Source organism: Legionella jamestowniensis, assembly GCF_001467745.1.
Taxonomy (GTDB): domain Bacteria; phylum Pseudomonadota; class Gammaproteobacteria; order Legionellales; family Legionellaceae; genus Tatlockia; species Tatlockia jamestowniensis.
The window spans coordinates 188788-211926 of sequence record NZ_LNYG01000012.1 but is presented as its reverse complement, the minus strand read 5'-3'; the positions used below and the strand labels follow the sequence as shown (position 1 = coordinate 211926).

The following is a 23139-nucleotide window of genomic DNA, read 5'->3' as shown; positions in this document are numbered from 1 at the left end:
AAGTTCTTGGCTATTTACGATAAAATTGCCTCTTTCTTTTTTGTGAGTCTCTTATGCGCCAAGTTGTGTTGGACACAGAAACCACCGGTATCGGCCACGAAATAGGCCACCGTATAATTGAAATAGGTTGTGTCGAACTAGTTGATCGTAAATTAACTGGAAACCATTTTCATATTTACCTTAATCCTGAACGTAGTGTTGATGAAGGCGCTTTTCGGGTTCATGGTATTAGTAATGAGTTTTTACAAGACAAACCTCTTTTTAAAGAGGTTGTTGGTGAGTTTATCCAATTTATTGAAGGCTCAGAATTAATCATCCACAATGCGGTTTTTGATGTAGGTTTTCTTAATGCTGAACTTAAGCTGCTTAATTGGCCTTTGCTAATTAATGATTATTGTGCTGTTTGTGACACCCTTATTCTCGCCAGAGAAAAGCATCCTGGGCAGAGAAATAGCCTTGATGCACTCTGCAAACGCTATGAAATTGATAATTCAAATCGTACCCTCCATGGGGCTTTATTAGACGCAGAAATCTTAGCTTCTGTGTATCTGGCAATGACAGGAGGGCAGGGAACTTTATTTGCTAGTGAAGAAGAGGTGGTAGCGGCGAACTCTCAAGCCGTTACAGCCAATTTGGACGTTCTGATAAGTCGTTCCCCGATTCTTCTTGCTACTGAAGAAGAACGTCAAAAACATGAGGAATTTATTACTTTCCTCACTCAAAAAGCAGGAATCAACTTATGGAGTGCGGATGAGGAAATTGTTTAAAATTTGAACTATATTAAAGAAAAAGCTTATCTTGTTTGAGGAGCTGTCATGGAAGTAAAGACTCACAAGTACTGGCCTCTCGCTTTAATCGGTTTCTTTCTGGTTTATTTTGGTAGTTCAAATGATGCTTTTTCTCTAAACCTTGCATCCAAGGGGTCTTATCTCACTCTCGCATCAAATACTTTTATTTTTAACCCTCGTTCACTGACATGGAAAGCTGTAAAAAATGGAAAAGTAATTAGGAGCGGGAAGGCTTCCGGTGGGAGTAAGTATTGTAAAGATGTTCGGCGCGCTTGCCGAACCCCCTCAGGCACTTATCGGATCATAAGCAAAGGGAGTGCAAGTTGTCGCTCCAGTAAATACCCTTTGCCAAATGGTGGTGCCAAAATGCCTTACTGCATGTTTTTTAGCAAAAATTATGCGATTCATGGCTCTTATGATGTACCAAATTACAATGCCAGCCATGGATGCATCCGCGTAAGACCAAGTGATGCGCTTTGGTTACATCGAAATTTTATAAGAATTGGGACTAAAGTAATCGTTCAGTCTTATTAAGAGCTTAAGTTTAGGAATTTAAATGGTGTAGTCTGTGGTGCTTGGAAATTAGACTACATTATTCTTTACTCATCATCTATACTAAACGACGATCCGCAACCACACGTTGTTTTAGCATTGGGGTTGCGAATAACAAATTGCTCGCCTTGAATGTTTTGTACGTAATCAATTTCAGCAGCGTATAAGTATTGATAACTTATTGAATCAACAAGTAATTTAACGGAAGATTTTCCATCAGAACAAATTTGTTCAATAACGGTATCATCTTCCTGTATTGTCTCATCAAAAGTAAATCCATATTGAAATCCTGAACAACCTCCCCCTGTTACACAAACCCTTAAATTTAAATTAGGATTTTCCTCCTCAGCAATTAGTGATGCAACTTTATCGGCTGCATTCACTGAAAAGAGGATTCCTGAAGTCGGAGAGACATCTATTGCGGCCATTCTTTACTCCAAATTAATTCTTAATAAACCGTCATTTCTCTAATTGTACAATATTATCGAATGATTTGTTCTATAGTGGCGCCTCCCAGACATTGATTTTTTTCGTAAAATACAATGTATTGTCCCGGAGTCACTGCACGTTGAGGCGTTGAAAACATCACACAGTGTTGATTATTATTATCAGGCGATACTACACAAGCTTGTTCCAGTTGGCGGTAACGAGTTTTTGCGTAACATGTTAGAGGCAGTTTATCACTGTATTCAGCTAACCAATGTATTGACCCACAAATTAAACCCTGGGCGTAGAGCAGAGGATGATCATTGCCTTGAGCTACCACCAGAGTATTAGTCTTCACATCCTTGTCCACTACATACCAGGGTTCTTCACTGGCAGATTGACGTCCACCAATACCCAAGCCTTGTCTTTGGCCAAGTGTATAGAACATTAGTCCATCATGTTGGCCTATGAGTTCGCCAGTACTACTTTTAACATCGCCTGGTTTTGCCAAAATGAATTCCTTAAGAAAACTTTTAAAACGTTTTTCCCCAATAAAACATATTCCAGTAGAGTCTTTCTTATCATGGGTAATCAATCCTAATTGCTTGGCAAACTCCCGAATTTGTAATTTATGGTAGTCTCCAACAGGAAAAAGGGTTCTTCCCAAAGCCTCAGGCTCAACGGCATGTAAAAAATAAGTTTGATCCTTATCCCGGTCTTTTGCCTTAAATAACTCGCCTACACCATTATGGCTACGAACTTTGGCGTAATGGCCGGTTGCTATATAATCAGCACCCAAAGCAAGGGCATGATTTAAAAATGCATTGAATTTTATTTCTTTATTACAAAGGACATCAGGGTTAGGTGTTCTCCCTTGTTGATATTCATTAAGAAAATGGCTAAACACACGCTCCCAGTACTCTTGGGCGAAATTAACACTGTGTAGAGGTATTCGCAATTGATTACAAACTGCTTGGGCATCTGCCAAATCTAAAGCTGCAGCACAATAGCCTTCCGTATCGTCCTGTTCCCAATTTTTCATAAAAAGTCCTTCAACCTGGTAACCTTGCTCATGTAATAACCAGGCTGCAATAGAGGAGTCAACTCCACCGGACATACCGACAATAACTTTGGCTTTCATATTCACGAAGATGTATAAAAAAAATATAATTCTACGCTATAATAGCTTATTTTAAAATTTTTTGGTCACCATCGCTCTTTTCTATGACTGAATGTACTCTAATCACGTCACATTAGTCGCTTGAAGGATCTTGTTTTGCTCGGGATGAGGGTAATGGCATGATTTTGCCATATAGAAATTGTGGTAATTAAACTCATTAATTCTAGGTTGGGTATTAAAGATTCATCCGTACTGGTTTATAATATAAACTAAGTAATGGTCTCATTCGCATTATAATCTTTTGTAATACCAAATCCTGCCATCGTTGGAGTATTGCTATTAACAATGCTTATGATTTGTTAAGTGAAAGTTATGTTGATTAATCTAAAAGCTGCTGCGGTAAAAGCTGCCCCTGAGCTAGTAACCCTGGAGTTACATGAAAGATTGCCTGCACATGTTAAGCCAGTGTGCAAGGTAAGTTGTAAGTTTTCAGTAGAAGAGCAAAGTCGTTATTATCTGTTAACGTTAAGTGTGAACTCAAATTTGAAGATTACTTGCCAGCGTTGTTTAAAAGAATTTAATTATCAATACGCGAATGAAACACAATTGGCAATCTGTTCCTCAGAAGAGATGGCTGAAAGGCTGATGAGTCAATATGAATCGGTGATTGCGGATAACAATGAGGTTGATTTAGTCGAGTTAGTTACTGATGAATTACATCTCTATACACCTGAATTACATTCTGAAATCGCTGATTGTGATGACATAAATCATTTTATTGGTGCTGATAACATATAAAATCGTAAATTATCGTTATAATACTTGGATTACCGTTAAAAAATCGGTAATATTCCGCCCCAACAAATGCAAATTGCTTAGGAGTAATACACAATGGCTGTACAACAAAATAAAAAATCACGCTCACGTCGTGATATGCGTCGTTCGCACGATGCTTTAAAAAAACCTACACTTTCAGTGGATTCTGTTACTGGCGAAACCCACTTACGCCATCACATGACAGAAGACGGTTATTACCGTGGTAGAAAGGTTTTAGATACTGATAACGCTTACGAAGAAAAAGAGTAATCGCTTGAAAAACATCACCATTGCTATTGATGCGATGGGCGGGGATCACGGGTTAAAAGTTGTGATTCCTGCTTGTGTCCGTGCTGCTCGACGCAACCCTGACTTGAAGTTGTTGTTGGTTGGTGATCAAAGCCAGGTAAATACGCATCTTAAAAAATTTGGCGTAGCTAATAGTAATCAATTTTCTGTGATTCATGCTTCAGAAGTGGTTGCTATGGATGAATTACCATCACATGCAATGCGCAATAAAAAAGACTCTTCGATGCGTGTTGCTATTAATTTGGTGAAGGAAGGTCGTGCCCAGGCTTGCGTAAGCGCAGGAAACACTGGTGCTTTAATGGCAACTGCCCGTTTTGTTTTAAAGACGCTGCCTGGGATAGATAGACCCGCTATTATCGCTGAGTTACCAACGATGCACGGCAAAACTCGTGTGATTGATTTGGGTGCGAATGTTGATTCCTGTGCGGAACACCTTTTTCAGTTTGCTGTAATGGGATCAGCGTTAATTCAAGCAGTGGATAAAAAACCAAAACCTAGAATCGCCTTACTCAATATTGGTGTTGAAGAAATTAAAGGTAATGACCAGGTAAAGCGCACTGCCCACATGTTAGCAGAGTGTAATCTGATGAATTATGTTGGCTATGTGGAAGGGGATCAATTTTATTCGGGTTATGTTGATTTGGTTGTTTGCGATGGCTTTGTTGGGAATGTGGCTTTAAAAGCAAGTGAAGGCTTAGCAAAGCTGATGATCGCCGTTCTTAAAGAATCATTTTCAAAAAATATATTGACCAAGTTAGTGGGTTTAGTAGCTAAACCAGCTTTAGGACATCTTAAAAAACGAATGGATCCCGCGCGCTATAATGGAGCAAGTTTGCTGGGTTTAAATGGTATCGTTGTTAAAAGCCATGGCGGGGCTAATGAGCTAGCCTTCCAATATGCGATTGAAGAAGCCATGCTTGAAGTGAAAACTAATGTGGTCGATTTAGTTCGTGACCAAATTACTGACTTTATTAATCAAGGTTTGTTGCTATGAAAAATGCCGTTATTAATGGAACAGGCAGTTATTTACCCGAGCGCTCTATCACCAATCATGAATTAGAAGCGAGCTTGGAAACCAGTGATGAATGGATACGTACCAGGACAGGCATTAGCAGCCGACATGTAGCATCCCCACATGAAACAACCTCTTATATGGCTTCTCAGGCGGCACTTAAAGCATTGGAAGCTTCCAATATTGAAGCGGACGAAATTGATTTAATTTTAGTGGCTACCTGTACGCCTAATCATTTTTTCCCTAGCATGGCTTGTCATGTGCAGCATGCTTTAAAGATAGCTCGACCTATTCCTGCATTTGACGTAGGAGCTGCATGCAGCGGTTTTGTCTACGCCATGGATATTGCCAAACAATATATTAACGCAGGTACAGCCAGGCATGTATTGGTTGTTGGCAGTGAGAGTATGTCACGAGCACTGGATTGGACTGATCGGTCGACTTGTGTCTTGTTTGGTGATGGTGCAGGGGCAGTAATTTTAAGTGCTAGTGATAAACCTGGCATTTTGGCCAGTACACTACATGCTTCCCATGATGTCGACGCATTATTAACTTTTCCCAATTATGCGACATTGGAACAGCAAGCATTTATTGGTATGCGTGGTAATGAAGTTTTTAAAATTGCGGTGAACATAATGGGGGATATTGTTGATGAGATTCTTCAATCATGCCATCTGCAAAAATCAGATATTAATTGGTTAATTCCCCATCAAGCAAATATTCGCATTATTCAGGCGATTGCTAAAAAATTAAATATGCCTATGTCACAAGTCATTATAACCATTGAAAACCAGGGTAATACTTCGGCTGCTTCTATTCCTTTAGCTTTGGATTATTCCATCAAAGAAAATCGTATTAAGCGGGGCGACTTGCTTCTTCTGGAGTCATTTGGCGGAGGTATGACATGGGGTGCCATGGTGATACGTTATTAGATATCTGCCTGTTGGAGCTTACTACTAATGAATAATTCTGCCTTTGTATTCCCCGGCCAGGGGTCACAGTCAGTGGGTATGTTAGCGGAATTTGCTAATAGTTATCCTATAGTGCGCGAACTATTTTCACTGGTTTCGGATACAGTTGGATATGATGTTTGGCATCTGATACAAGAGGGGCCTGAATCAAAATTAAATCAAACTGAGCATACACAGGTGGCAATGCTGACAGCTGATGTTGCTGTTTTCACGGTGCTAGAAAAGCAAGGGGCAGCTAATGCTCAAATAATGGCCGGGCATAGCCTTGGTGAATATGCAGCACTGGTATGTGCTGATGCTATTGCGCTTGCTGATGCAGCAATACTTGTAGCTAAACGAGGCCAAGTGATGCAAAAATATATTCCCTTAGGCCAAGGCGCTATGGCTGCCATAGTAGGCTTGAGCGATGAGCAAGTGGAGCTGTTATGCAAGCAGGCGAGTAGTGTTGAATATCAAGTAACCCCTGCAAATTATAATGCTATAGGACAAGTAGTCATTGCCGGACATACGGTGGCTGTTGAAAGAGCAGTGCAAATTGCTGAAACAATGGATGCTCGTATGGCGAAGGTTATACCAGTTAGCGTACCTTGTCATTGCTCCTTGTTAGTTGAAGCAGCTGATGCTTTTGAAGAACACCTTGCCCGTGCAAATTTTAAATCTCCCAAGGTGGCTGTTATTTCAAACGTGGATTTAAGTATTTATAATTCGCCAACGCACATTCGCACACTGCTAAAAGAGCAACTTTATCGGCCAGTAAGATGGGTTGAGACAATTCAACTTATGAAAAATAGAGGAATTGAGCGTATTGTTGAATGTGGGCCTGGTAAAGTACTTACGGGTTTAATCAAACGTATTGATAAAAGCCTAACAGCGATAAGTATTAATGACAGTGCCAGTCTTCATCAAGCTTTATCACAGTTGACTGAACAATCGTATTGAGGATTTTGCATGGGAAATTTACAGGGTAAAATAGCACTGGTTACCGGTGCTACTAGAGGAATTGGAAAAGCAATTGCTTTAAATTTGGCAAAAAAAGGGGCTTATGTTATAGGCACGGCAACGTCAACTGCCGGAGCAGAAAGTATTACAAAAGAATTTGCAGAAGAGGGGTTAAGTGGCGAAGGTCGTGTTCTTAACGTCACAAGCAAAGAAGATATTGACAATTTAATGTCCACGCTATCTGATGAAGAAAAACTTCCCTCTATTTTAGTTAACAATGCCGGTATTACTTGCGATAATTTATTGTTAAGAATGGACGATGATGAATGGGAAAAAGTCATAGACACTAATTTAAGTGCTATATTTCGATTAAGTAAGGCTTGTCTTAAACCAATGTTTCGGGCACGATGGGGTCGTATTATAAGCATTGGTTCTGTCGTAGGTGCCAGTGGTAATTCTGGCCAAGCGAACTATACAGCAGCCAAAGCAGGTGTTGTCGGATTTTCAAAATCACTGGCTCAGGAAATTGCCAGCCGCAATATTACAGTTAATGTTGTTGCGCCAGGTTTTATTGATACTGACATGACAAGTGCTTTACCTGATATAGTTAAAGATGAAATGCTGAAACGAATACCAATGAAGCGTTTGGGTAGGGCTGAAGATGTTGCTGAAACAGTTGCCTTTTTGGCATCTGATAGTGCAAATTATATTACTGGTGAAACCATTCATGTGAATGGTGGCATGTATATGGATTAAATAGGCTTGCGTTCTTTTTATAATTGAATAAACTAGCCTACAGGATTTTTTTAACCGAAGAGGAAAGACAAGTTATGAGTACAGTTGAAGAACGAGTTCGCAAGATTGTTGTTGAGCAATTGGGCGTTAAAGAAGAAGAGTTGAAGAATGACGCATCGTTTGTAGATGACTTAGGTGCTGACTCACTTGATACTGTTGAATTAGTGATGGCTCTTGAAGAAGAATTTGAAACAGAAATTCCTGATGAAAAGGCTGAAAAAATCACTACAATTCAAGAAGCAATCGACTACATCGAATCAAATCTTAACAAAGAAGAAGCTTGATAACTTCGAGGAGTTTTCATTGATTAAGCGGCGTGTTGTTGTTACCGGCCTGGGAATGCTAACTCCGGTCGGTCTAAATGTAGAGCAAACCTGGCGTAATATTTTAGCGGGTAAAAGCGGTGTTGGTATGGTTGAAGGTTTCGACACCACTGACTATCCCACTAAAATATGGGCTAAGGTAAAAAACTTTAATATTGAAGACTATGTGCCGCTCAAGGAAGCTCGAAAAATGGATGTATTCACCCAATACGGTATAGCGGCCGCAGAGGAGGCCCTTGCCGATTCGGGGTTGGTTATTGATGAGCAGCTCTCATTACGAGCGGGTGTTGCGGTTGGTGCTGGAATCGGTGGTATTGAAACCATTACCAACAATCAAGATAAGTTGGTAGCTGGCGGGCCACGTAAAGTATCGCCATTTTTTATCCCTGCAGGCATTATCAATATGGTAGCAGGGCAGATTTCTATTAAGCATCAGTTAAAAGGACCCAATATTTCTGTCGTTACTGCTTGTACAACCGGAACTCATAATATTGGTTTAGCAGGCCGCATGATTGCTTATGGGGATGCCGATGTGATGGTATGTGGTGGTGCAGAAATGACAACTACCCCCCTGTGTTTGGCAGGATTTTCGGCAGTTCGTTCTTTATCCAAGCGAAACGACGAACCTGAAAAAGCATCTCGTCCATGGGATAAAGACCGTGACGGGTTTGTAATGGGAGAGGGTGCCGGTATTTTGATTCTTGAAGAGTACGAGCATGCCAAGGCGCGCGGCGCTAAAATTTACGCAGAATTAGTCGGATTCGGCATGTCTGGTGATGCTTATCATATTACTGCTCCTGATGAAGATGCTGATGGTGCTACTCGTGCTATGGAAGCTGCAGTTAAAGATGCTCATATTGATGTGAGTGAGGTTGATTACATTAATGCACACGGTACCTCAACCTATTTAAATGATTTAAATGAGACAAAAGCTGTAAAACGCCTTTTTAAAGATCATGCCTATAAACTGGCTATCAGTTCAACTAAATCGATGACTGGGCATTTATTGGGTGCTGCCGGTGCGGTAGAAGCTATATTTAGTATTCTTGCTATTAAAGATCAGATAGCTCCTCCAACGATTAACCTGGATAATCCTGATGAAGGTTGCGATTTAAATTATGTGCCTCATAGAGCTCAGGAAATGCGAATTAATTATGTATTAAGTAATTCACTCGGTTTTGGTGGTACTAACGGAAGTTTGATATTTAAACGAGTGTAAATGAAGGGCTGGCTTAAAAGAACCATATTGGGATGTATTATTCTCAGTTTAATTAGCTTCTCGTTAGTCGGCTTATATACTTATATCATGCTAACCAAACCCATGATAGCTGGAAAGTTGCCAGTTATTGTGTCTGTTAATAAAAACACTTCCGCCGCTTCATTTGTGCATGCATTGCGTACTAAACATCTCATCAATTCCAGTCGGGTGTTGTTAGCATTTATTCGCATAAAAGGACTAGCACCGCATTTAAAAGCTGGAATTTATAAAGTGTTTCCAGGTGAGACCACGCAACAATTTCTTAATAAAGTGGTTGCAGGACAAGTCTTGATAGAATCATTCAGTATTATTGAGGGGACAACAGTTAGCCAGATTAAATCCAATTTAAATAATGCCCCGTTTTTAAATTACAGTGAAAGCGATTGGCTAAATGTTGGGAAAATTTATTCTAATCCAGAAGGCTTACTGCTTGCTGATACTTATAACTATGATGCGGGAAGTGATGCTAAACAGATTCTCACGCTTGCACATCAAAAATTACTGCGGTACCTGGACAGTTGTTGGAAGAGTCGCTCTCCGGGATTACCTTATAAATCACCCTATGAATTACTTATTGTTGCTTCTATTTTAGAAAAAGAAAGCTCTTTACCAACCGAAAGAAAATTGATTGCAGGGGTTGTTATTAATCGCTTGAAGAAAAATATGCCTTTACAAATGGATCCAACAGTTATTTATGCATTAGGACCCAATTATCGTGGCAAATTAACCCATGATGATTTAGCAGTCAATTCCCCCTATAATACTTATCGTTATCGCGGTTTGCCACCTACACCGATTGCGGTGGTAGGCAGGGATGCCATAGAGGCAGCAGCACATCCACAAGTTACCGATTATATTTATTTTGTTGCCAAGGGCGATGGGTCACATCAATTTTCAGTGAGCTATGAAGAACAAAAAAAAGCCATCGCCCGCCTTAAAGCCAAGGGATTATCATGACCAAGCGAGGACGTTTTATAGTAGTTGAAGGCCTGGAAGGAGCCGGAAAATCAACAGCCATCCAAACAATTAAACAGTATCTGGAAAACCATGTTAATGAAGTGTTACTAACAAGAGAACCAGGGGGTACCCGTGTTGGAGAAACAATTCGAACAATTATTAAAGAAAAGATTGATAATGAAATGCTGGATCCCCGTGCTGAGCTGCTTTTGCTTTATGCTGCGAGAGTACAATTGGTAGAGCAAATTATACAACCTGCTCTGAACCATGGTTGTTGGGTTTTGGCGGATCGGTTTGAAATGTCAACCTTCGCCTATCAAGGTGGTGGTAGGCATCTCGATGAGCAAATGATTTCGGCCTTATCCACGTTTTGTTTACAAGGATTTAAACCAGATTTAGTGTTATTTATGGACATTGAACCTGAGGAAGGGCTTAATCGTGTGCGACAACGCGGCACCTACGATCGGATGGAGCAAGAATCTTTAGTTTTCTTCACTGATGTTTACCATAGTTACCAGCGCTTGATAAAGACTATGAGTAATGTAGTTTGCATCGATGCTGGTCAATCGTTGGAGATCGTGCAACAATCCATAATCACCCAACTCGAAACATTTATAGCCAACAATGCAGTTGCCTAACTCGTCTGAACTAGATTCTTCCCACGCGCATTGGTGGAAGCAATTTTGTACTATTTATGCAAGAGAACGTCTACCTCATGCGCTTCTATTAATTGGGCCACAGCATGCGGATCTCGCTGACTTTTCTTACAAAATGGCTTCTGTGCTGTTGTGTTCTCAAGATACAAAACCATGTGGGACATGTAAATCCTGCCGCTTATTGCAAGCAAAAGAGCACCCTGACGTGAACCGGTTGCAACCAGAGAAAGCAGGGGGCATCATTAAAATTGACCAAATACGTGAATTGCAGACAATTGCTTTTACCTCGCCCCAGTTAGGTGAGAAAAGGGTGATCATTATCCATCCCGCTGAGAAGATGAATATCGCCGCGGCGAATGCTTTATTAAAACTGCTGGAAGAGCCACCCTCTTGTTTGTTTTTTGTATTAATTGCCGAGCAAATTAGCACAGTGCTGCCAACTATATTAAGTCGTTGCCAACAGTGGCGATTTCCCAATAAAGAAAGTACTGATATAGATTATCTGGCTATAGGCGAATACTATAACCCTGAAAGCGAACGAGGAAAAATTTTTAGCTGCCTTACGGCAATACTACAAGATTTAATGGATTTAAAAAATAAAAAAACTTCCGTATGCGGAGTGGCTACTAGGTGGTTAACGTATGAGTTTAATGAGTTAATCTGGTTGCTTTATTTACTAAATTCTCAGCTTATTCAGACTCGACTCGCTAGACGTTTGCCCGAGAAGAGTTGGTCTTCACAAGTTTATCAACTCTCCCAATACTTTCATCCTGTCTGCCTTTTTCATCAGCTCGACGAATTGAACCGCATCACAAAAAAAATGAATCAAAACATTAGTATTAATCAAACCCTGGCATTAGAAAATTTATTATTAAGATATATGCAGGACTAAGAGCATGACAGTTTTTTTGTCATGGATAGAGGTATTTTTCCTGAATAGTAGAGAGCTGCCTTCGGAACATGCTAAAATCAATACATCGAACTATATCCCATAGAAATTATGCTTGTTGATTCGCATTGCCACCTCAATTTTATTGATTTAACAGAATTTAATAATGATTTAAAAAATGTGTTCGCTGCAGCACATGATAACGGTGTTAAGCATTTTTTATGTGTGTGTGTAGAATTGGATGACTATCCTGTGCTTTGCAAAATAGCGGACAATTATCCTGACGTCAGTATTTCTGTAGGCATTCACCCAAACAGTGAGGTTGCTCAAGAACCAGATGCAAACACTTTGTGCCAACTGGCAGAGCATCCTGCCTGTATTGCTATTGGTGAGACAGGGCTTGATTATTACCGGACGGAGGAAGTAAATGCGCAGGAGCAACAAAGAGAACGTTTTCGTAACCACATACAAGCAGCAATAACCTCTTCTAAGCCCTTAATTATCCATACACGTCAAGCAGCTGAAGATACTTTAAAACTCATGAAAGAGGAAAAAGCTGACGAAATAGGCGGGGTAATGCACTGTTTTGCAGAGGATTGGGATATTGCCAAACGCGCCCTGGACTTAAATTTTTATATCTCCTTCTCTGGAATTGTAACCTTTAAAAATGCTACTAACCTCCATGAAGTGGCAAAAAAAGTTCCTCTAGACCGTATACTTATTGAAACGGATTCCCCCTATCTTGCTCCAGTGCCTTTTCGAGGAAAGCAAAATCATCCGGCGCTTGTCAAGCATGTGGCGATTGCCTTAAGTGAGCTACGCCAAGTAAGCATAGAAGAAATTGCATATCATACAACGACTAATTTTTATAAGTGTTTTAGGATTGGTCGCCAAGGGCTGTAAAAATAAATTAAAAATTGAGTTTCTTGCAGCCTCACTCGCTTACATACAAACTAAACAATGCGCAGATTAAAGCGCAAAAAAGCAAGCCAAATGCTAAACTGCTGGTGTTTATAGCGATTAAAATTCCCGTTACTCCCCCAACAATAGCTGAACAGGTCATTCTAACTGTATTTATAATAGCGGTGGCAGTACCTGCTTCCTGAGGATAGTCGGTTAACGCCAATGCAAAGGCGGGTGGATTTACAAGGCTGACCCCTAAATTAATAAGCAGGGTTGGTGCTAGGGCTAATAGGGTTAACCCTTCTTTATAAAATATCGCCAGCATTAAAATTGCACTAGAAATCATTATTAAACTGCCCAGACGAATATTCCAAACCAGCGATTTTTTTTCTCGTAATTTAATTCCAATGTAGTTACCTAGAATAAGAACAATACCATTACTACCAAAAAGGATTGCAAAAACCAAAGGTGAAAACTTTAAATTATCAATGACTATATAAGCGGCATTAATCACGACAATCATAACGCATGAATAGGAGGCAGTAACGAGGGCAATACTTACCCATAAGCGTTGATGAGATAATATTTTTTTATAGTTACTCAGTGACGTTTGCCATAAAAAGCCAATGTCTGTTTTTTTCCAGTGCACTGATTCTTGCAAAGATCTCTCTGCAAAAAAGAATAAAAAAAGCGCAATTAGTGCCATGAGTATAAACGTTGCCTGCCATCCGTAATGAATAAAAACAAGTGATCCTAAAAGTGGTGCAAAGATAGGCGAGACAGAAACAATCATAGAAATATGAGAGAGTACCCTTGCTCTATCAGTACTATCGTCTTCATCCCGTGAGGCTGAAAAAGCAACGATATAAGCACAGCAAATCGAAAATCCTTGGAATACACGAGCAACAATTAACATTTCTATACTGGTTGAAGCCATACAACCCAGGGTTGCTATGAGAAAAACAACCAAACTAAGACGTAACGTGATTCGTCGGCCAAAACAATCAACCAATGGACCCCAAATTAACTGAGAAAATCCAAAAACGAAAAAAAATAAACTTAGAGTTAATTGGCCAAGCTCGTGAGTGGTATTAAAGTAATCCGTTATCGCAGGAAGCGCTGGCTGGTACAAATCAAAGGTTAATAAAGAAAATGTCGAGAGACTTCCTAAAAGCAAAAACGGTGTTTTCTTGTTTTCTTTACCCTGCATAAGATACTGCTTATTGATTACGGTTGTAGCCAGCTTAATGAGGCTTTGCTAAGATTTCAATCTTATTTCATAAACTGGATGGATTTAGGTAGCGCTTATTGCATCTGCCAAAAAACTGCCATTCAATTCAAATCAAAAAGTAATTAATGATGATAACAACCCCTAAACATGAAAAAATATACATCGGCCTAATGTCTGGCACCAGCATGGATGGTATTGATGCGGCGATGATAGAGCTAGAGTCCAACTCTTTTATTGCTGGGATTACCAAACCCTATAGTCAGAAGGCAAAGGATTTTCTTGAGCAAGTGCTTCAAGAAAAAAAACAATCTTTACCTACATACAGCCAGTTAAATACCATGCTGGGAAGAGAATTTGCCAAAGCAGCACTTACATTAATTGAGCAAGTTCATTTACCTTGTTCCAATATAAAAGCGATTGGAAGCCATGGACAGACATTATATCATGATGCAACAGCAGAAATCCCTTATACGGTGCAATTGGGGTGTGGACATACGATTGCTGAATCAACAGGCATTACTGTAGTCGCAGACTTTAGAACACGCGATCTAATCGTTGGTGGGCAGGGTGCGCCATTTGCTCCCATTTACCATCAAGCTTTATTTAAAAATCAGCCATTGCCTTTAGTGGTAGTGAATATCGGTGGGATTGCCAATTTATCCTATCTTTCTGAAGACTCAACTGTGCATGGTTATGATACAGGACCAGGAAACTGCCTGATGGATGCATGGATAAAAAGAAATTTAGGGCAAGAGTATGACAAAAATGGTGAGTGGGCAGCCTCAGGGAAGGTAATTGAGTCATTGCTAACGGATTTATTGCAGGATTCTTATTTTAAAAAAGCACAGCCTAAGAGTATTGGTAAAGAGTATTTTTCGCTGGCATGGCTTGAACGCCACCTAAAGCCTGAATATTCACATGCTGATATCCAATCCACTCTACTAATGTTAACGGTGCATACGATTGCTCGAGCCGTTAATTTTGAAAAAAAGCCCCCATCCCAAGTCTTAATTTGTGGTGGAGGCGCACATAATTTAACGCTTCTAAATGCTTTAGGCCTATTGTTACAGGACATTCCTGTAAAGAGTACAAATGCTTACGGTGTTAACCCTGATTTTATAGAAGCCTTAATGTTCGCCTGGCTCGCTAATAAAACCCTTACCAGTGAAGCGTTGGATATGCATTTGATTACTGGCGCCAAACGTCCTGCGATATTAGGTACAATCTATCCTGCAGGCATTGACAAACGAAATTGGCTTAGGGTGTAATGTGCATTTTTAATTACTAAGATACTATTTTGAACGCATATCAATCAAATGATCATCATCCTGGCAAATTCACAGCATATGTGATTTTTTTGCTGTCTGCTTCGTTTTATTTGTACGAGTTTGTGTTGCAGGTGGCCCCGAGTGTTATGGCTGAATCAATGATGAAAACATTTAATGTCAGTGCGGCAGGTTTTGGTATCGTTTCGGCATTTTATTTTTATGCTTATGCGCCCATGCAATTGCCAGCGGGATTGTTATTTGATCGTTATGGACCACGCAAATTAATGACATTTGCCTTAATACTGTGTGCCGTTGGTTCTTTCTTTTTTGCCTCAACAGATAGTTTATATACTGCCGCGTTGGGTCGTTTTCTTATTGGTATTGCATCGGCATTTTCCTTTATTGGCGTCCTAGTCCTTGTTTCACGTTGGTTTCCACCGCAGCAGTTTGCTTTTTTAGCCGGTATTGCGCAGTTGATGAGTTCCGTAGGTGCCATGTTTGGTGAAATGCCTTTGGCAGCCCTGGTGGGACAAGTGGGTTGGCGAAATGCCAGCTTTATTCTGGCACTCATAGGCTTGGCTTTAGGAGCACTTATCTGGTTTGTCATTCGTGATTATCCTAATCAACCCACACAAAGTCCTCCAAAACGGCAACTTATCGAGGAATGGCATCGTTTGGTGAATGTGTGTAAGCGCTCCTATACCTGGCTGACAGGTGCTTATGCATTTGCTATATGGACTCCAATCGCGGTTTTTGCTGCATTATGGGGAGTACCTTATTTGCAACAGAAATATCAGGTCAGTGTCATTATGGCTTCAGGCATGTGCAGCATGATATGGCTAGGTATCGGGATTGGTAGCCCGTTATTGGGTTGGGTTAGCGATCGTCTCTATAGTCGCCGCTTGTCATTAGCGCTTAGTTCAATATTTGGTCTTCTGGCTACCATTTTATTATTGTATGTACCCAATATATCCATTAACTGGATGTATGCTGTTCTGTTTATTCTGGGTTTTGGTGCGGGTGGGCAAACCGTTAGTTTTGCAGTGGTTAAAGACAATAATCCTCCAGAGTTAGTAGGGACCGCTTCAGGATTTAATAATTTATCGGTGCTTGTTGGCGGCGCTATTTTTCAGCCTTTAGTCGGCGTTATTTTACATCACAGCTCTGATTGGTCAACTGTGAATGGCATTCCTGTCTATCCCATAGAAAACTATAACCAAGCGCTATTGGTAATGCCACTTTGTTATTTAGCAAGTTTAATTATCGCATTATTTCTTCTAAAGGAATCTCATCCAGGCCATGTAGAGCCTCGTTTAAAGGATTAACATTTGCATCTGTCCTTATTATCTGTGATAGTAAGTTTTTAACCTTTGAGATCGGTATATGCCTGAACTTACCCAGTACTTAGGAGCAATTGGAGTAGAGTTAACTCAAGATGCAGTACCGGATTTAACATTGTTAAATCGAATTATTGCAGCCCATCTTAAAAATTTTCCCTACCAAAATACTGATCTCTATATAGCTGGTACGAAGGAGGTTGGGCAACGAACAGTAAATAGTTTAACGGCCGACGCTCTCTATACGCAATTAATTATTAATAAACAACCGGGATATTGCTTCCAAAACATTGAACTATTAGCCTGGGCGTTAACATCGCTTGGTTTTGAGGTGAATCGTCATTTAGTAAAGATACTCAATAAATCCAGTGACCAAGTTGAACCTGGCTTGCTAGATGAAGAGGAGTTTTCTCATGAATGTCTTATTGTGGCGCTTGAAGATCATCAATGGTTAATAGATACCGCTTTTGCGAATAACAGTTTGCGTACAGCGTTAAAAGTTATACCCGAACGGCAAGTCATTGGACAAGAGCATTATCGATTTATTTCTGATGAGAATAATTTTTATCTAGAAACTCGGACTAAAGAGGGGTGGTTTTGTCTGTATGCTATTGATAAACACCCTAAAACAAAAGAGGAAATACAAGCAGCCCATCAAAATCTGGTGATAAGCCCTCAAGAATTTCCTATTCGAGATAAATTTTTAAAAATGGGCAAGGTAACGGATGAGAAACGAAAGACACTTGTTTTTTTTAAAGAAAATAAGCAAGGATTTTTTAAATCCATAAATAATTCCTACTACAAAAATAGAGTCATTTCTTCGATTGAAGAGTTCGCAATAGTTGCCAAAGAAAAATTTGATATAACGGTGGACGATGAAGTTAGAGGGCTTTTCGCTTAAAGGAACATGAATTAAGGCTAGCTGTTTCATTCCCGATGCAAAACCACCTACGGGTGGTTTTTGTTCATAAAGCAACCATTTATCGTTTGCAGGACTTACCCAAGGATCATTAATAGTGAGAATATATAAATTAATAAGTATTTATATTACTTCTTATTACTTTTTTGGAATAGTAGTTTTTCTTTTGATATTTGGCTTTGCAGATAGCTTAAAAATTTTAAAATCTTCACCTATGACCGACGATTTAAACGGAACACTTATTTTATTTTCCTCATTAATAGCCTGTATTTTAGTGATTTCACTGATGAGAAAGCGGTTATCACTGCAACCCTATCCCTATTTTATGCTAGGTTTTTATATTGGAAATTTATCGTTGTTATTAATTTTTCTAATACAGGCTTTATTGAACAATTATATCATTTGGGAATTTCCCGAATTTTTATTAATCTTTTTTGCACCATTTATAGAATTATTTTTCGCTTATCTTTTTGGTTTTGCCTTTATGGCGCTAATTCCGTCCTGGTTAAGTGCGTATATTCTATTTAGGGTAATAAAAAACAAAGAAAAATAATCTCTTAGCTTCGATTTGCATTCGAGGGTACAAAAAACTAGAACATCTCTGCACAGGACTTCGTAGTAACTTGGGGTGCTTTATCTGAAAACCGTTATGGTATTTAAATTTATCCTATGATATTGCCGAAGTCGATTCTATAGCTCAAGTTGACTATTGCAATTTTGGGTATCTACATATCCTTCACTTAAATAGGAGTAACAGGGATGTTTTTTAAGATTTTCCAGCAATTTATATGTGTTTGTTTCCTTTGCAGATCTAGCGCTTGTATTGATAGAAAAGAAATTGAAAAAATTAATGCACGTAGGCCTTGGTTTGATAAGGGTTTTGTAAATTTCATGGTGGGGATCGGCCAGAATCTGCATAAGCGCCTCTCCTTCCAAATTTTCTGCAGCTTTAATAAAATAATTTAAGGCCTTTATTTTTTGAGCTAGGATAATACATTGATTACCTTGACTCTGTTTTTGTGTTAAAGCATTTCGGTATGATTTTATTTCTCTCATAGCTTGAGATTCAATAAATTTGTTAAAATAATACAGTTTTTCTTGTTCATTAAAATTACTATGGTACGCCTCAGGATTATCGATAATTCTGCCATCATTAAAGACAAAGTACTCTGTCTCAGAGCTATAAGGAGATGTATCGAATTTCATGATAGCAGGAGTTGCGACAAGGATGGGTTTACCATTCGACCCTTTTCGATATTTTACTGAATATATAGGCAATTTTTCTTGTGTCTTACAATTGTAGAAATCGATATCAAGACTATGAGGTTCTCCCAAATCGACGTATTTCTTCTCGATTTTGTCTTTATACGAAACATTAAGTATATAAAAACAAGAGCTATTAAGGTGATCGCCTATATACAATATTCTTGCATTTTCTGGTTTAAATGTATTTGAGGACATTAAAGAAGATGAACGAGTATTTTTAGGCATACATACTTTCCTTAACAAAAAAGACACAACAATTAACAAATTTATTGCATTGTACATTTAAAAATTAATATGAGCAATAAATTTTCAATTATTGGGGTTTTGCCGCAAAAACAGATCAGCCGAGATCATCTCCACATATTGCATAGGAACGTTTGTTGTCCTCTGTACATGACAGGTTTTCTCTCATGTACAGAACAAGTCGTCTAAGCATGTCGGTTAAAGTAGCCCGACTATTTAATGAAATGTTTGTGAGTCAGATTCAATCGATTCGTCAGGGGGTTCATGGTCTTTCAGGGAAAGAAGCTTTTCTTTCATACAATGTTGAATTTCTTTTCGTTGACTGGAGTCAACACCAGCTTTGTAGGTAGCCATTCCTGAGTTTATCCATGTTTTTGAATGCCCAAGTGAGAGAGGATATAAAATAACTCCGGCAAGCATTTTCATAATCCCTGCGAGCTTTTGTAGAGTAGGAGAGTGGATTACAAGTCTGTCAGCCAGTGCCTCATAAGTCTTAAGACTTGCTTTATCCGGATTTAAAGTGATACTTGTTGTGCGAATTGCCGCTTCAAGCAACAAGCGTTTACCACTCACACCATTCTCTTTTTGTAATTTAATTTGTTCGAGAATGGACAAACCGGTATTAATTGCAGCTTCATTGAAATGTGGATTATTTTTATGATTGGATTTGGCTGCAAGAAGTTCTTGAATTCCTTGTTTTACCCGCAAGGTTAATAAATCTTCTACACGCTTATGCGGACAGTTATAATCGCGCCATTCTATAAGCCAACTCTGATTTGAATCCTCTCTTAAGTCATTATAATGTTCATTAACGTAAGCATCAATCACATTCCAAAGGGTCTTTAAGTGGTGATTCATGCCACGTGCCTTCACCATAGCCGGTGCTGCATGCAGAGCACATTCAAACTCTTCGCGACTCATAGGGGTATTTGTTTTAAATGATGTAAGTAAATTGTAATAGGCAGAAGAAACCCCGCCACGATCGATAGCGTCCTTGCATGAGAAATTTACACTTTCAGGGTTAAGGCGCTGGATAATATGATTAGTTAATTCGAACTTGATAAAATGAAACCACACTGCTTGTCGTTGTGAACTGGATAAAAAAGGAGTTTTATCAAAACCTAAGGCTTTAAAACTATTTACTAAAAGTTTTTCAAGCTGTTTTTTTTCTTCGGCAAGAGAGTACCTATTCCATTCATCCGTGAAAATAAGTTGCCTGACTTTATTACTGATATAGAAATCGTTAACTTTCGAGACTGCCTCAGAGTCCTGCTGTGCAATTTTAATGAATTCATCATAAATCTTTGTAGCACTGATGCGGTCTTTGGTTTTTCGATAGTGTGAGCCGGACATTAGACCTTTGTCTGCAGGGAGGGTAATTACTGCAATATTGGGATGTTTGTCTTCAAGTTTATGAAGCGCTTTGCTAAGTGCTTTTTCTTTTTTGCCCTCTGCATCGGTTCTATCAAGACCAAGATTATTGAAATAAATGTGGAGGATAGCTGATTTATCAACTGCTCTTTCATGTTTTACCTGTAACCATCTTTCGAAGAGGGGGCTTACTCGTTCTATGCCTTGGTCGCGTTGGGCTTGAGTACCAAAACGATATTCTTGTGGATAATATTGCGATGCCTCATTGGTATAATTATAGTTGCGAACGGTCGCAAGGCTGGTAGTATGTTGGGGTTTAAAATCGTCTGCAATCATTGCAGTAAATCGACCAAACATGGAGCCAGCTTCTGCAGGAGACAATGCGCGTTTATTAATTTTCTTCCCATGATCGGTCAGGACGATAGAAATTGACTTTTGAATTTCGGTATCTGTTAAAGTATGGTTCAGTGGAATAGATTTGATGGCCTTAAATGTTTCTTCAAGGATAGCATTGTCATTATGGTAAATCGAGAATATAAAATTATCTAAATCAGCGACTTTTGACGGATCTTGAACACTATCGTGCCTTGGCTTGTCATAAATTGTTTCGATGTTATCTTCGACTTCGGTAAAAAAATCGGTATAAACATCCGCGTAGGCAAAATCCTGATGATAGACAGACTGTGCTTGTATAATTTTAAGGTTGTTAGCTAACCCAGGGGATAAGCGGGTGAAAATTGAATCCGTTAATTGCAGGTGTTTTAAATAGGAAAAACAGTTTTTATTATGAAGACTATCGCTAGTCAATTTTGTTTCTGTCATGGTAACGCCATTATTTATTAAAAGTTCCCTAGAGGGTATTCTAGGTTTTAATTCTTAAGGAAATATGAGATAAGCTTACGACAAATTAAACTTTCATTGAACCAGAAAATGGACTTATGATCGAAGACCCCGTAAGTGTGCTACTATTTTATTGGTTGGGAACAGGACTTGAGTAAAACAGATTTAATGATAATGAACAAACTAATCGATCCTTTAATAATGAACACTCACCCTCAATGGCATCCTATACTGGCTAAAGCATTGCAAGAGGTGGATAAGAATTATCTCATTGAGCTTAAGGAAGATAAAAATTGGTTACCAGGTATAAATAATATGTTTGCAGCATTTAGCATACCTCTTGATAAAACAACTTATCTCTTGCTTGGGGAATCTCCTTATCCTCGTCCACAATCTGCAAACGGCTATGCATTTTGGGATGCGGCTGTTCAGAATCTTTGGAGTCCCAAAGGACTTAGTAAAGAAGTCAATCGCGCTACATCGCTAAGAAATTGGATGAAAATGTTGCTTGTGGCTCGTGGCGATTTAAAAGAAGACTTATCACAGGTGGCGATTGCACAGTTGGACAAATCCCATTTTTGCCAGACAGCCGAAGATTTTTTCAAGGGATTAATTAAGAAAGGATTTTTATTATTGAATGCTTCTTTGGTGTTCAGCAAGGATGGTGTACGTATGCATGCGCGGCAATGGAAACCTTTCATGAATAGTTTATTAGATCAGTTGGCTATCTATAATCCTTCTGTGAAATTGCTTTTATTCGGAAATATTGCAAAAGAAATACCCCAAACGAAGTTTTCTTCTTGCTTAATTGCCGAGCATCCTTACAATCTAAGCTTTATTAATAATCCACAAGTGCTGGAATTCTTTAAACCGCTGGACTTGCTTACTAATTATGAAAACAAAACCAACTGTTGATCTGCAAGAGATTGCAAAATTTTCACAACATGCGTCACGCTGGTGGGATAAAGATGGACCATTAAAAACCTTGCATGATATAAATCCAGTACGTCTTGAATTTGTTAAAAAAAGTGGTTCTTTAAATAACAAGCTTGTACTTGATGTGGGCTGTGGGGGAGGTATTTTATCAGAGGCCATGGCAAGTGAAGGCGCCCAGGTAACTGGACTAGATTTATCCGAAGAGGCGTTGGAAGCGGCAAAAGCGCATGCGGCTTCCAATACATTAGAGATTGAATACCTTTGTTGCTCCGTTGAAGAATATGAGCATCCGGGTTTCGATATTATCACCTGTATGGAAATGTTGGAGCATGTACCTGACCCACAAGCCATTATTACCCACTGTGCGCGTTTACTGAAGCCTGGAGGGACCCTTTTTTTATCGACAATCAATCGAACAGTTAAAGCCTACACAACTGTAATTTTGGCTGCTGAATATATTTTAGGTTTATTACCCAGGCAAACTCATGAGTTTGCCAAGTTCATTAAGCCAAGCGAGCTTGTTGCCATGATACGCCAATCGGGGATGGAGCTTATTGAGCTTACAGGCATGAGCTATAATCCCTGGAACAAAATGGCAACATTGGATGATTCTGTGGCAGTGAATTATTTAATCTCTTGCTTTAAGCCTTGATTTTTTTTCTCTGCATAACGTTGTTGATAACGTTGATGAGCATATTTGGCTTGCTCTTCTGTCACGACATCAACCTCATTCCCAAAAAGATCAACACGAGCGACATTGGGTTTTTGGCAATTTAAATAGGCAGGCGATGAGCTGTAATAACTCAATGCTTCTCGTAATGCCTTTTTGCTGAAAGGGGGTGTGTCCAAACGTTCATAAAAATCGATAATTTCATCAAAAATACCAATTTGTAATGGTTTCACCTGATTACCCTTTTTAAAAAAAGCACAGGGAAAATGTTCAATCAGCCAGTCGATGATCTGCAATTTGTCTTTTTTCACGCTTTCTGGTTGCTGACTCATAATTGTCTCAAA

26 protein-coding genes are annotated in these 23139 nt (G+C 39.2%); 20 read left to right on the top strand and 6 right to left on the bottom strand.

Annotated elements, in window-relative coordinates:
- Nucleotides 1-53 precede the first annotated feature (53 nt).
- Nucleotides 54-767, top strand: a complete 714-nt coding sequence (dnaQ, locus tag Ljam_RS04110; RefSeq protein ID WP_058448857.1) for a DNA polymerase III subunit epsilon — start codon at nucleotides 54-56, stop codon at nucleotides 765-767.
- Between the two features lie 48 nt (nucleotides 768-815).
- Nucleotides 816-1322, top strand: coding sequence for a L,D-transpeptidase (locus tag Ljam_RS04105; RefSeq protein ID WP_058448856.1), 507 nt, complete (start codon nucleotides 816-818; stop codon nucleotides 1320-1322).
- Nucleotides 1323-1387: 65 nt separating this feature from the next.
- Here Ljam_RS04105 and erpA read toward each other — a convergent pair whose 3' ends face one another.
- Nucleotides 1388-1768 (bottom strand): iron-sulfur cluster insertion protein ErpA, encoded by a 381-nt coding sequence (gene erpA / locus Ljam_RS04100; protein ID WP_058448855.1) that lies wholly within the window; start codon nucleotides 1766-1768, stop codon nucleotides 1388-1390.
- A 53-nt stretch (nucleotides 1769-1821) separates the two neighbouring features.
- Nucleotides 1822-2907 carry a tRNA 2-thiouridine(34) synthase MnmA gene (gene mnmA, locus Ljam_RS04095; RefSeq protein WP_058448854.1) on the bottom strand — a complete coding sequence of 362 codons (1086 nt, stop codon included), beginning with the start codon at nucleotides 2905-2907 and terminating at the stop codon, nucleotides 1822-1824.
- A gap of 351 nt (nucleotides 2908-3258) precedes the next feature.
- On the opposite strand from mnmA, the gene Ljam_RS04090 reads away from it, so the two are divergent.
- The 12 genes from Ljam_RS04090 to Ljam_RS04035 all read left to right on the top strand — a co-directional run bounded on the left by Ljam_RS04090 (nucleotide 3259) and on the right by Ljam_RS04035 (nucleotide 12714).
- Nucleotides 3259-3684 carry a YceD family protein gene (locus Ljam_RS04090; RefSeq protein ID WP_058448853.1) on the top strand — a complete coding sequence of 142 codons (426 nt, stop codon included), beginning with the start codon at nucleotides 3259-3261 and terminating at the stop codon, nucleotides 3682-3684.
- A 93-nt stretch (nucleotides 3685-3777) separates the two neighbouring features.
- The gene (gene rpmF, locus Ljam_RS04085) at nucleotides 3778-3972 is read left to right on the top strand and encodes a 50S ribosomal protein L32 (RefSeq protein ID WP_058448852.1); all 195 of its coding nucleotides are present in this window, start codon (nucleotides 3778-3780) and stop codon (nucleotides 3970-3972) included.
- 4 nt (nucleotides 3973-3976) lie between these two features.
- Nucleotides 3977-5005 carry a phosphate acyltransferase PlsX gene (gene plsX / locus Ljam_RS04080; protein WP_058448851.1) on the top strand — a complete coding sequence of 343 codons (1029 nt, stop codon included), beginning with the start codon at nucleotides 3977-3979 and terminating at the stop codon, nucleotides 5003-5005.
- On the top strand, nucleotides 5002-5955 hold the full coding sequence (locus Ljam_RS04075) for a beta-ketoacyl-ACP synthase III (protein ID WP_058448850.1): 954 nt from the start codon (nucleotides 5002-5004) through the stop codon (nucleotides 5953-5955). The genes plsX and Ljam_RS04075 overlap by 4 nt, the downstream gene beginning before the upstream one ends.
- Before the next feature lie 27 nt (nucleotides 5956-5982).
- Nucleotides 5983-6933, top strand: coding sequence for an ACP S-malonyltransferase (gene fabD, locus Ljam_RS04070; RefSeq protein WP_058448849.1), 951 nt, complete (start codon nucleotides 5983-5985; stop codon nucleotides 6931-6933).
- Between the two features lie 9 nt (nucleotides 6934-6942).
- Entirely contained in the window at nucleotides 6943-7689 is a 747-nt protein-coding gene (gene fabG / locus Ljam_RS04065) for a 3-oxoacyl-ACP reductase FabG (protein WP_058448848.1), read from the top strand.
- 74 nt (nucleotides 7690-7763) lie between these two features.
- Nucleotides 7764-8012, top strand: a complete 249-nt coding sequence (gene acpP, locus Ljam_RS04060; RefSeq protein ID WP_003631752.1) for an acyl carrier protein — start codon at nucleotides 7764-7766, stop codon at nucleotides 8010-8012.
- Between the two features lie 19 nt (nucleotides 8013-8031).
- A complete protein-coding gene (fabF, locus tag Ljam_RS04055; RefSeq protein WP_058448847.1) occupies nucleotides 8032-9270 on the top strand; it encodes a beta-ketoacyl-ACP synthase II in 1239 nt (412 codons plus the stop codon).
- A complete protein-coding gene (gene mltG / locus Ljam_RS04050) occupies nucleotides 9271-10266 on the top strand; it encodes an endolytic transglycosylase MltG (RefSeq protein ID WP_058448846.1) in 996 nt (331 codons plus the stop codon).
- A complete protein-coding gene (tmk, locus tag Ljam_RS04045; RefSeq protein WP_058448845.1) occupies nucleotides 10260-10904 on the top strand; it encodes a dTMP kinase in 645 nt (214 codons plus the stop codon). The genes mltG and tmk overlap by 7 nt, the downstream gene beginning before the upstream one ends.
- The gene (gene holB, locus Ljam_RS04040) at nucleotides 10891-11814 is read left to right on the top strand and encodes a DNA polymerase III subunit delta' (RefSeq protein ID WP_058448844.1); all 924 of its coding nucleotides are present in this window, start codon (nucleotides 10891-10893) and stop codon (nucleotides 11812-11814) included. Before tmk ends, holB begins: the two co-directional genes overlap by 14 nt.
- 108 nt (nucleotides 11815-11922) lie before the next feature.
- Entirely contained in the window at nucleotides 11923-12714 is a 792-nt protein-coding gene (locus Ljam_RS04035; protein ID WP_058448843.1) for a TatD family hydrolase, read from the top strand.
- Between the two features lie 31 nt (nucleotides 12715-12745).
- On the opposite strand, the gene Ljam_RS04030 is transcribed toward Ljam_RS04035, so the two are convergent.
- The gene (locus Ljam_RS04030) at nucleotides 12746-13924 is read right to left on the bottom strand and encodes a multidrug effflux MFS transporter (protein ID WP_065235519.1); all 1179 of its coding nucleotides are present in this window, start codon (nucleotides 13922-13924) and stop codon (nucleotides 12746-12748) included.
- A gap of 146 nt (nucleotides 13925-14070) precedes the next feature.
- Here Ljam_RS04030 and Ljam_RS04025 point away from each other — a divergent pair, with 146 nt between their 5' ends.
- The 4 genes from Ljam_RS04025 to Ljam_RS04010 all read left to right on the top strand — a co-directional run bounded on the left by Ljam_RS04025 (nucleotide 14071) and on the right by Ljam_RS04010 (nucleotide 18022).
- Complete coding sequence (locus tag Ljam_RS04025) at nucleotides 14071-15213, top strand: anhydro-N-acetylmuramic acid kinase (protein WP_238583690.1); 1143 nt, start codon at nucleotides 14071-14073, stop codon at nucleotides 15211-15213.
- A 26-nt stretch (nucleotides 15214-15239) separates the two neighbouring features.
- The gene (locus tag Ljam_RS04020) at nucleotides 15240-16538 is read left to right on the top strand and encodes an MFS transporter (protein ID WP_131762350.1); all 1299 of its coding nucleotides are present in this window, start codon (nucleotides 15240-15242) and stop codon (nucleotides 16536-16538) included.
- Between the two features lie 58 nt (nucleotides 16539-16596).
- Nucleotides 16597-17451: an arylamine N-acetyltransferase family protein gene (locus tag Ljam_RS04015; RefSeq protein ID WP_058448840.1), complete on the top strand. Its 855-nt coding sequence runs from the start codon at nucleotides 16597-16599 to the stop codon at nucleotides 17449-17451.
- Between the two features lie 115 nt (nucleotides 17452-17566).
- A complete protein-coding gene (locus Ljam_RS04010) occupies nucleotides 17567-18022 on the top strand; it encodes a hypothetical protein (RefSeq protein ID WP_058448839.1) in 456 nt (151 codons plus the stop codon).
- Nucleotides 18023-18159: 137 nt separating this feature from the next.
- Here the strand turns inward: Ljam_RS04010 and Ljam_RS04005 are convergent, their stop codons facing one another.
- Nucleotides 18160-18960, bottom strand: coding sequence for a hypothetical protein (locus Ljam_RS04005; RefSeq protein ID WP_058448838.1), 801 nt, complete (start codon nucleotides 18958-18960; stop codon nucleotides 18160-18162).
- Nucleotides 18961-19194: 234 nt separating this feature from the next.
- Entirely contained in the window at nucleotides 19195-21171 is a 1977-nt protein-coding gene (locus tag Ljam_RS04000; RefSeq protein ID WP_058448837.1) for a hypothetical protein, read from the bottom strand.
- A 192-nt stretch (nucleotides 21172-21363) separates the two neighbouring features.
- Between Ljam_RS04000 and Ljam_RS03995 the strand changes: the two genes are divergently transcribed.
- Nucleotides 21364-22104 (top strand): uracil-DNA glycosylase family protein, encoded by a 741-nt coding sequence (locus Ljam_RS03995; protein ID WP_065235518.1) that lies wholly within the window; start codon nucleotides 21364-21366, stop codon nucleotides 22102-22104.
- Complete coding sequence (gene ubiG / locus Ljam_RS03990; protein ID WP_131762352.1) at nucleotides 22079-22777, top strand: bifunctional 2-polyprenyl-6-hydroxyphenol methylase/3-demethylubiquinol 3-O-methyltransferase UbiG; 699 nt, start codon at nucleotides 22079-22081, stop codon at nucleotides 22775-22777. Before Ljam_RS03995 ends, ubiG begins: the two co-directional genes overlap by 26 nt.
- Here the strand turns inward: ubiG and Ljam_RS03985 are convergent.
- The gene (locus Ljam_RS03985; RefSeq protein WP_058448835.1) at nucleotides 22750-23127 is read right to left on the bottom strand and encodes a ProQ/FINO family protein; all 378 of its coding nucleotides are present in this window, start codon (nucleotides 23125-23127) and stop codon (nucleotides 22750-22752) included. The two genes, ubiG and Ljam_RS03985, sit on opposite strands and share 28 nt — an antisense overlap.
- Nucleotides 23128-23139: the final 12 nt, after the last annotated feature.

Bases quoted from the DNA above. Each gene is read 5' to 3' on its own strand.
- dnaQ (WP_058448857.1), top strand. From the start codon at position 54: ATGCGCCAAGTTGTGTTGGACACAGAAACCACCGGTATCGGCCACGAA.
- Ljam_RS04105 (WP_058448856.1), top strand. From the start codon at position 816: ATGGAAGTAAAGACTCACAAGTACTGGCCTCTCGCTTTAATCGGTTTC.
- erpA (WP_058448855.1), bottom strand. From the start codon at position 1,768: ATGGCCGCAATAGATGTCTCTCCGACTTCAGGAATCCTCTTTTCAGTG.
- mnmA (WP_058448854.1), bottom strand. From the start codon at position 2,907: ATGAAAGCCAAAGTTATTGTCGGTATGTCCGGTGGAGTTGACTCCTCT.
- Ljam_RS04090 (WP_058448853.1), top strand. From the start codon at position 3,259: ATGTTGATTAATCTAAAAGCTGCTGCGGTAAAAGCTGCCCCTGAGCTA.
- rpmF (WP_058448852.1), top strand. From the start codon at position 3,778: ATGGCTGTACAACAAAATAAAAAATCACGCTCACGTCGTGATATGCGT.
- Ljam_RS04075 (WP_058448850.1), top strand. From the start codon at position 5,002: ATGAAAAATGCCGTTATTAATGGAACAGGCAGTTATTTACCCGAGCGC.
- fabD (WP_058448849.1), top strand. From the start codon at position 5,983: ATGAATAATTCTGCCTTTGTATTCCCCGGCCAGGGGTCACAGTCAGTG.
- fabG (WP_058448848.1), top strand. From the start codon at position 6,943: ATGGGAAATTTACAGGGTAAAATAGCACTGGTTACCGGTGCTACTAGA.
- acpP (WP_003631752.1), top strand. From the start codon at position 7,764: ATGAGTACAGTTGAAGAACGAGTTCGCAAGATTGTTGTTGAGCAATTG.
- mltG (WP_058448846.1), top strand. From the start codon at position 9,271: ATGAAGGGCTGGCTTAAAAGAACCATATTGGGATGTATTATTCTCAGT.
- holB (WP_058448844.1), top strand. From the start codon at position 10,891: ATGCAGTTGCCTAACTCGTCTGAACTAGATTCTTCCCACGCGCATTGG.
- Ljam_RS04035 (WP_058448843.1), top strand. From the start codon at position 11,923: ATGCTTGTTGATTCGCATTGCCACCTCAATTTTATTGATTTAACAGAA.
- Ljam_RS04030 (WP_065235519.1), bottom strand. From the start codon at position 13,924: ATGCAGGGTAAAGAAAACAAGAAAACACCGTTTTTGCTTTTAGGAAGT.
- Ljam_RS04025 (WP_238583690.1), top strand. From the start codon at position 14,071: ATGATGATAACAACCCCTAAACATGAAAAAATATACATCGGCCTAATG.
- Ljam_RS04015 (WP_058448840.1), top strand. From the start codon at position 16,597: ATGCCTGAACTTACCCAGTACTTAGGAGCAATTGGAGTAGAGTTAACT.
- Ljam_RS04005 (WP_058448838.1), bottom strand. From the start codon at position 18,960: ATGCCTAAAAATACTCGTTCATCTTCTTTAATGTCCTCAAATACATTT.
- Ljam_RS04000 (WP_058448837.1), bottom strand. From the start codon at position 21,171: ATGACAGAAACAAAATTGACTAGCGATAGTCTTCATAATAAAAACTGT.
- Ljam_RS03995 (WP_065235518.1), top strand. From the start codon at position 21,364: ATGAACAAACTAATCGATCCTTTAATAATGAACACTCACCCTCAATGG.
- Ljam_RS03985 (WP_058448835.1), bottom strand. From the start codon at position 23,127: ATGAGTCAGCAACCAGAAAGCGTGAAAAAAGACAAATTGCAGATCATC.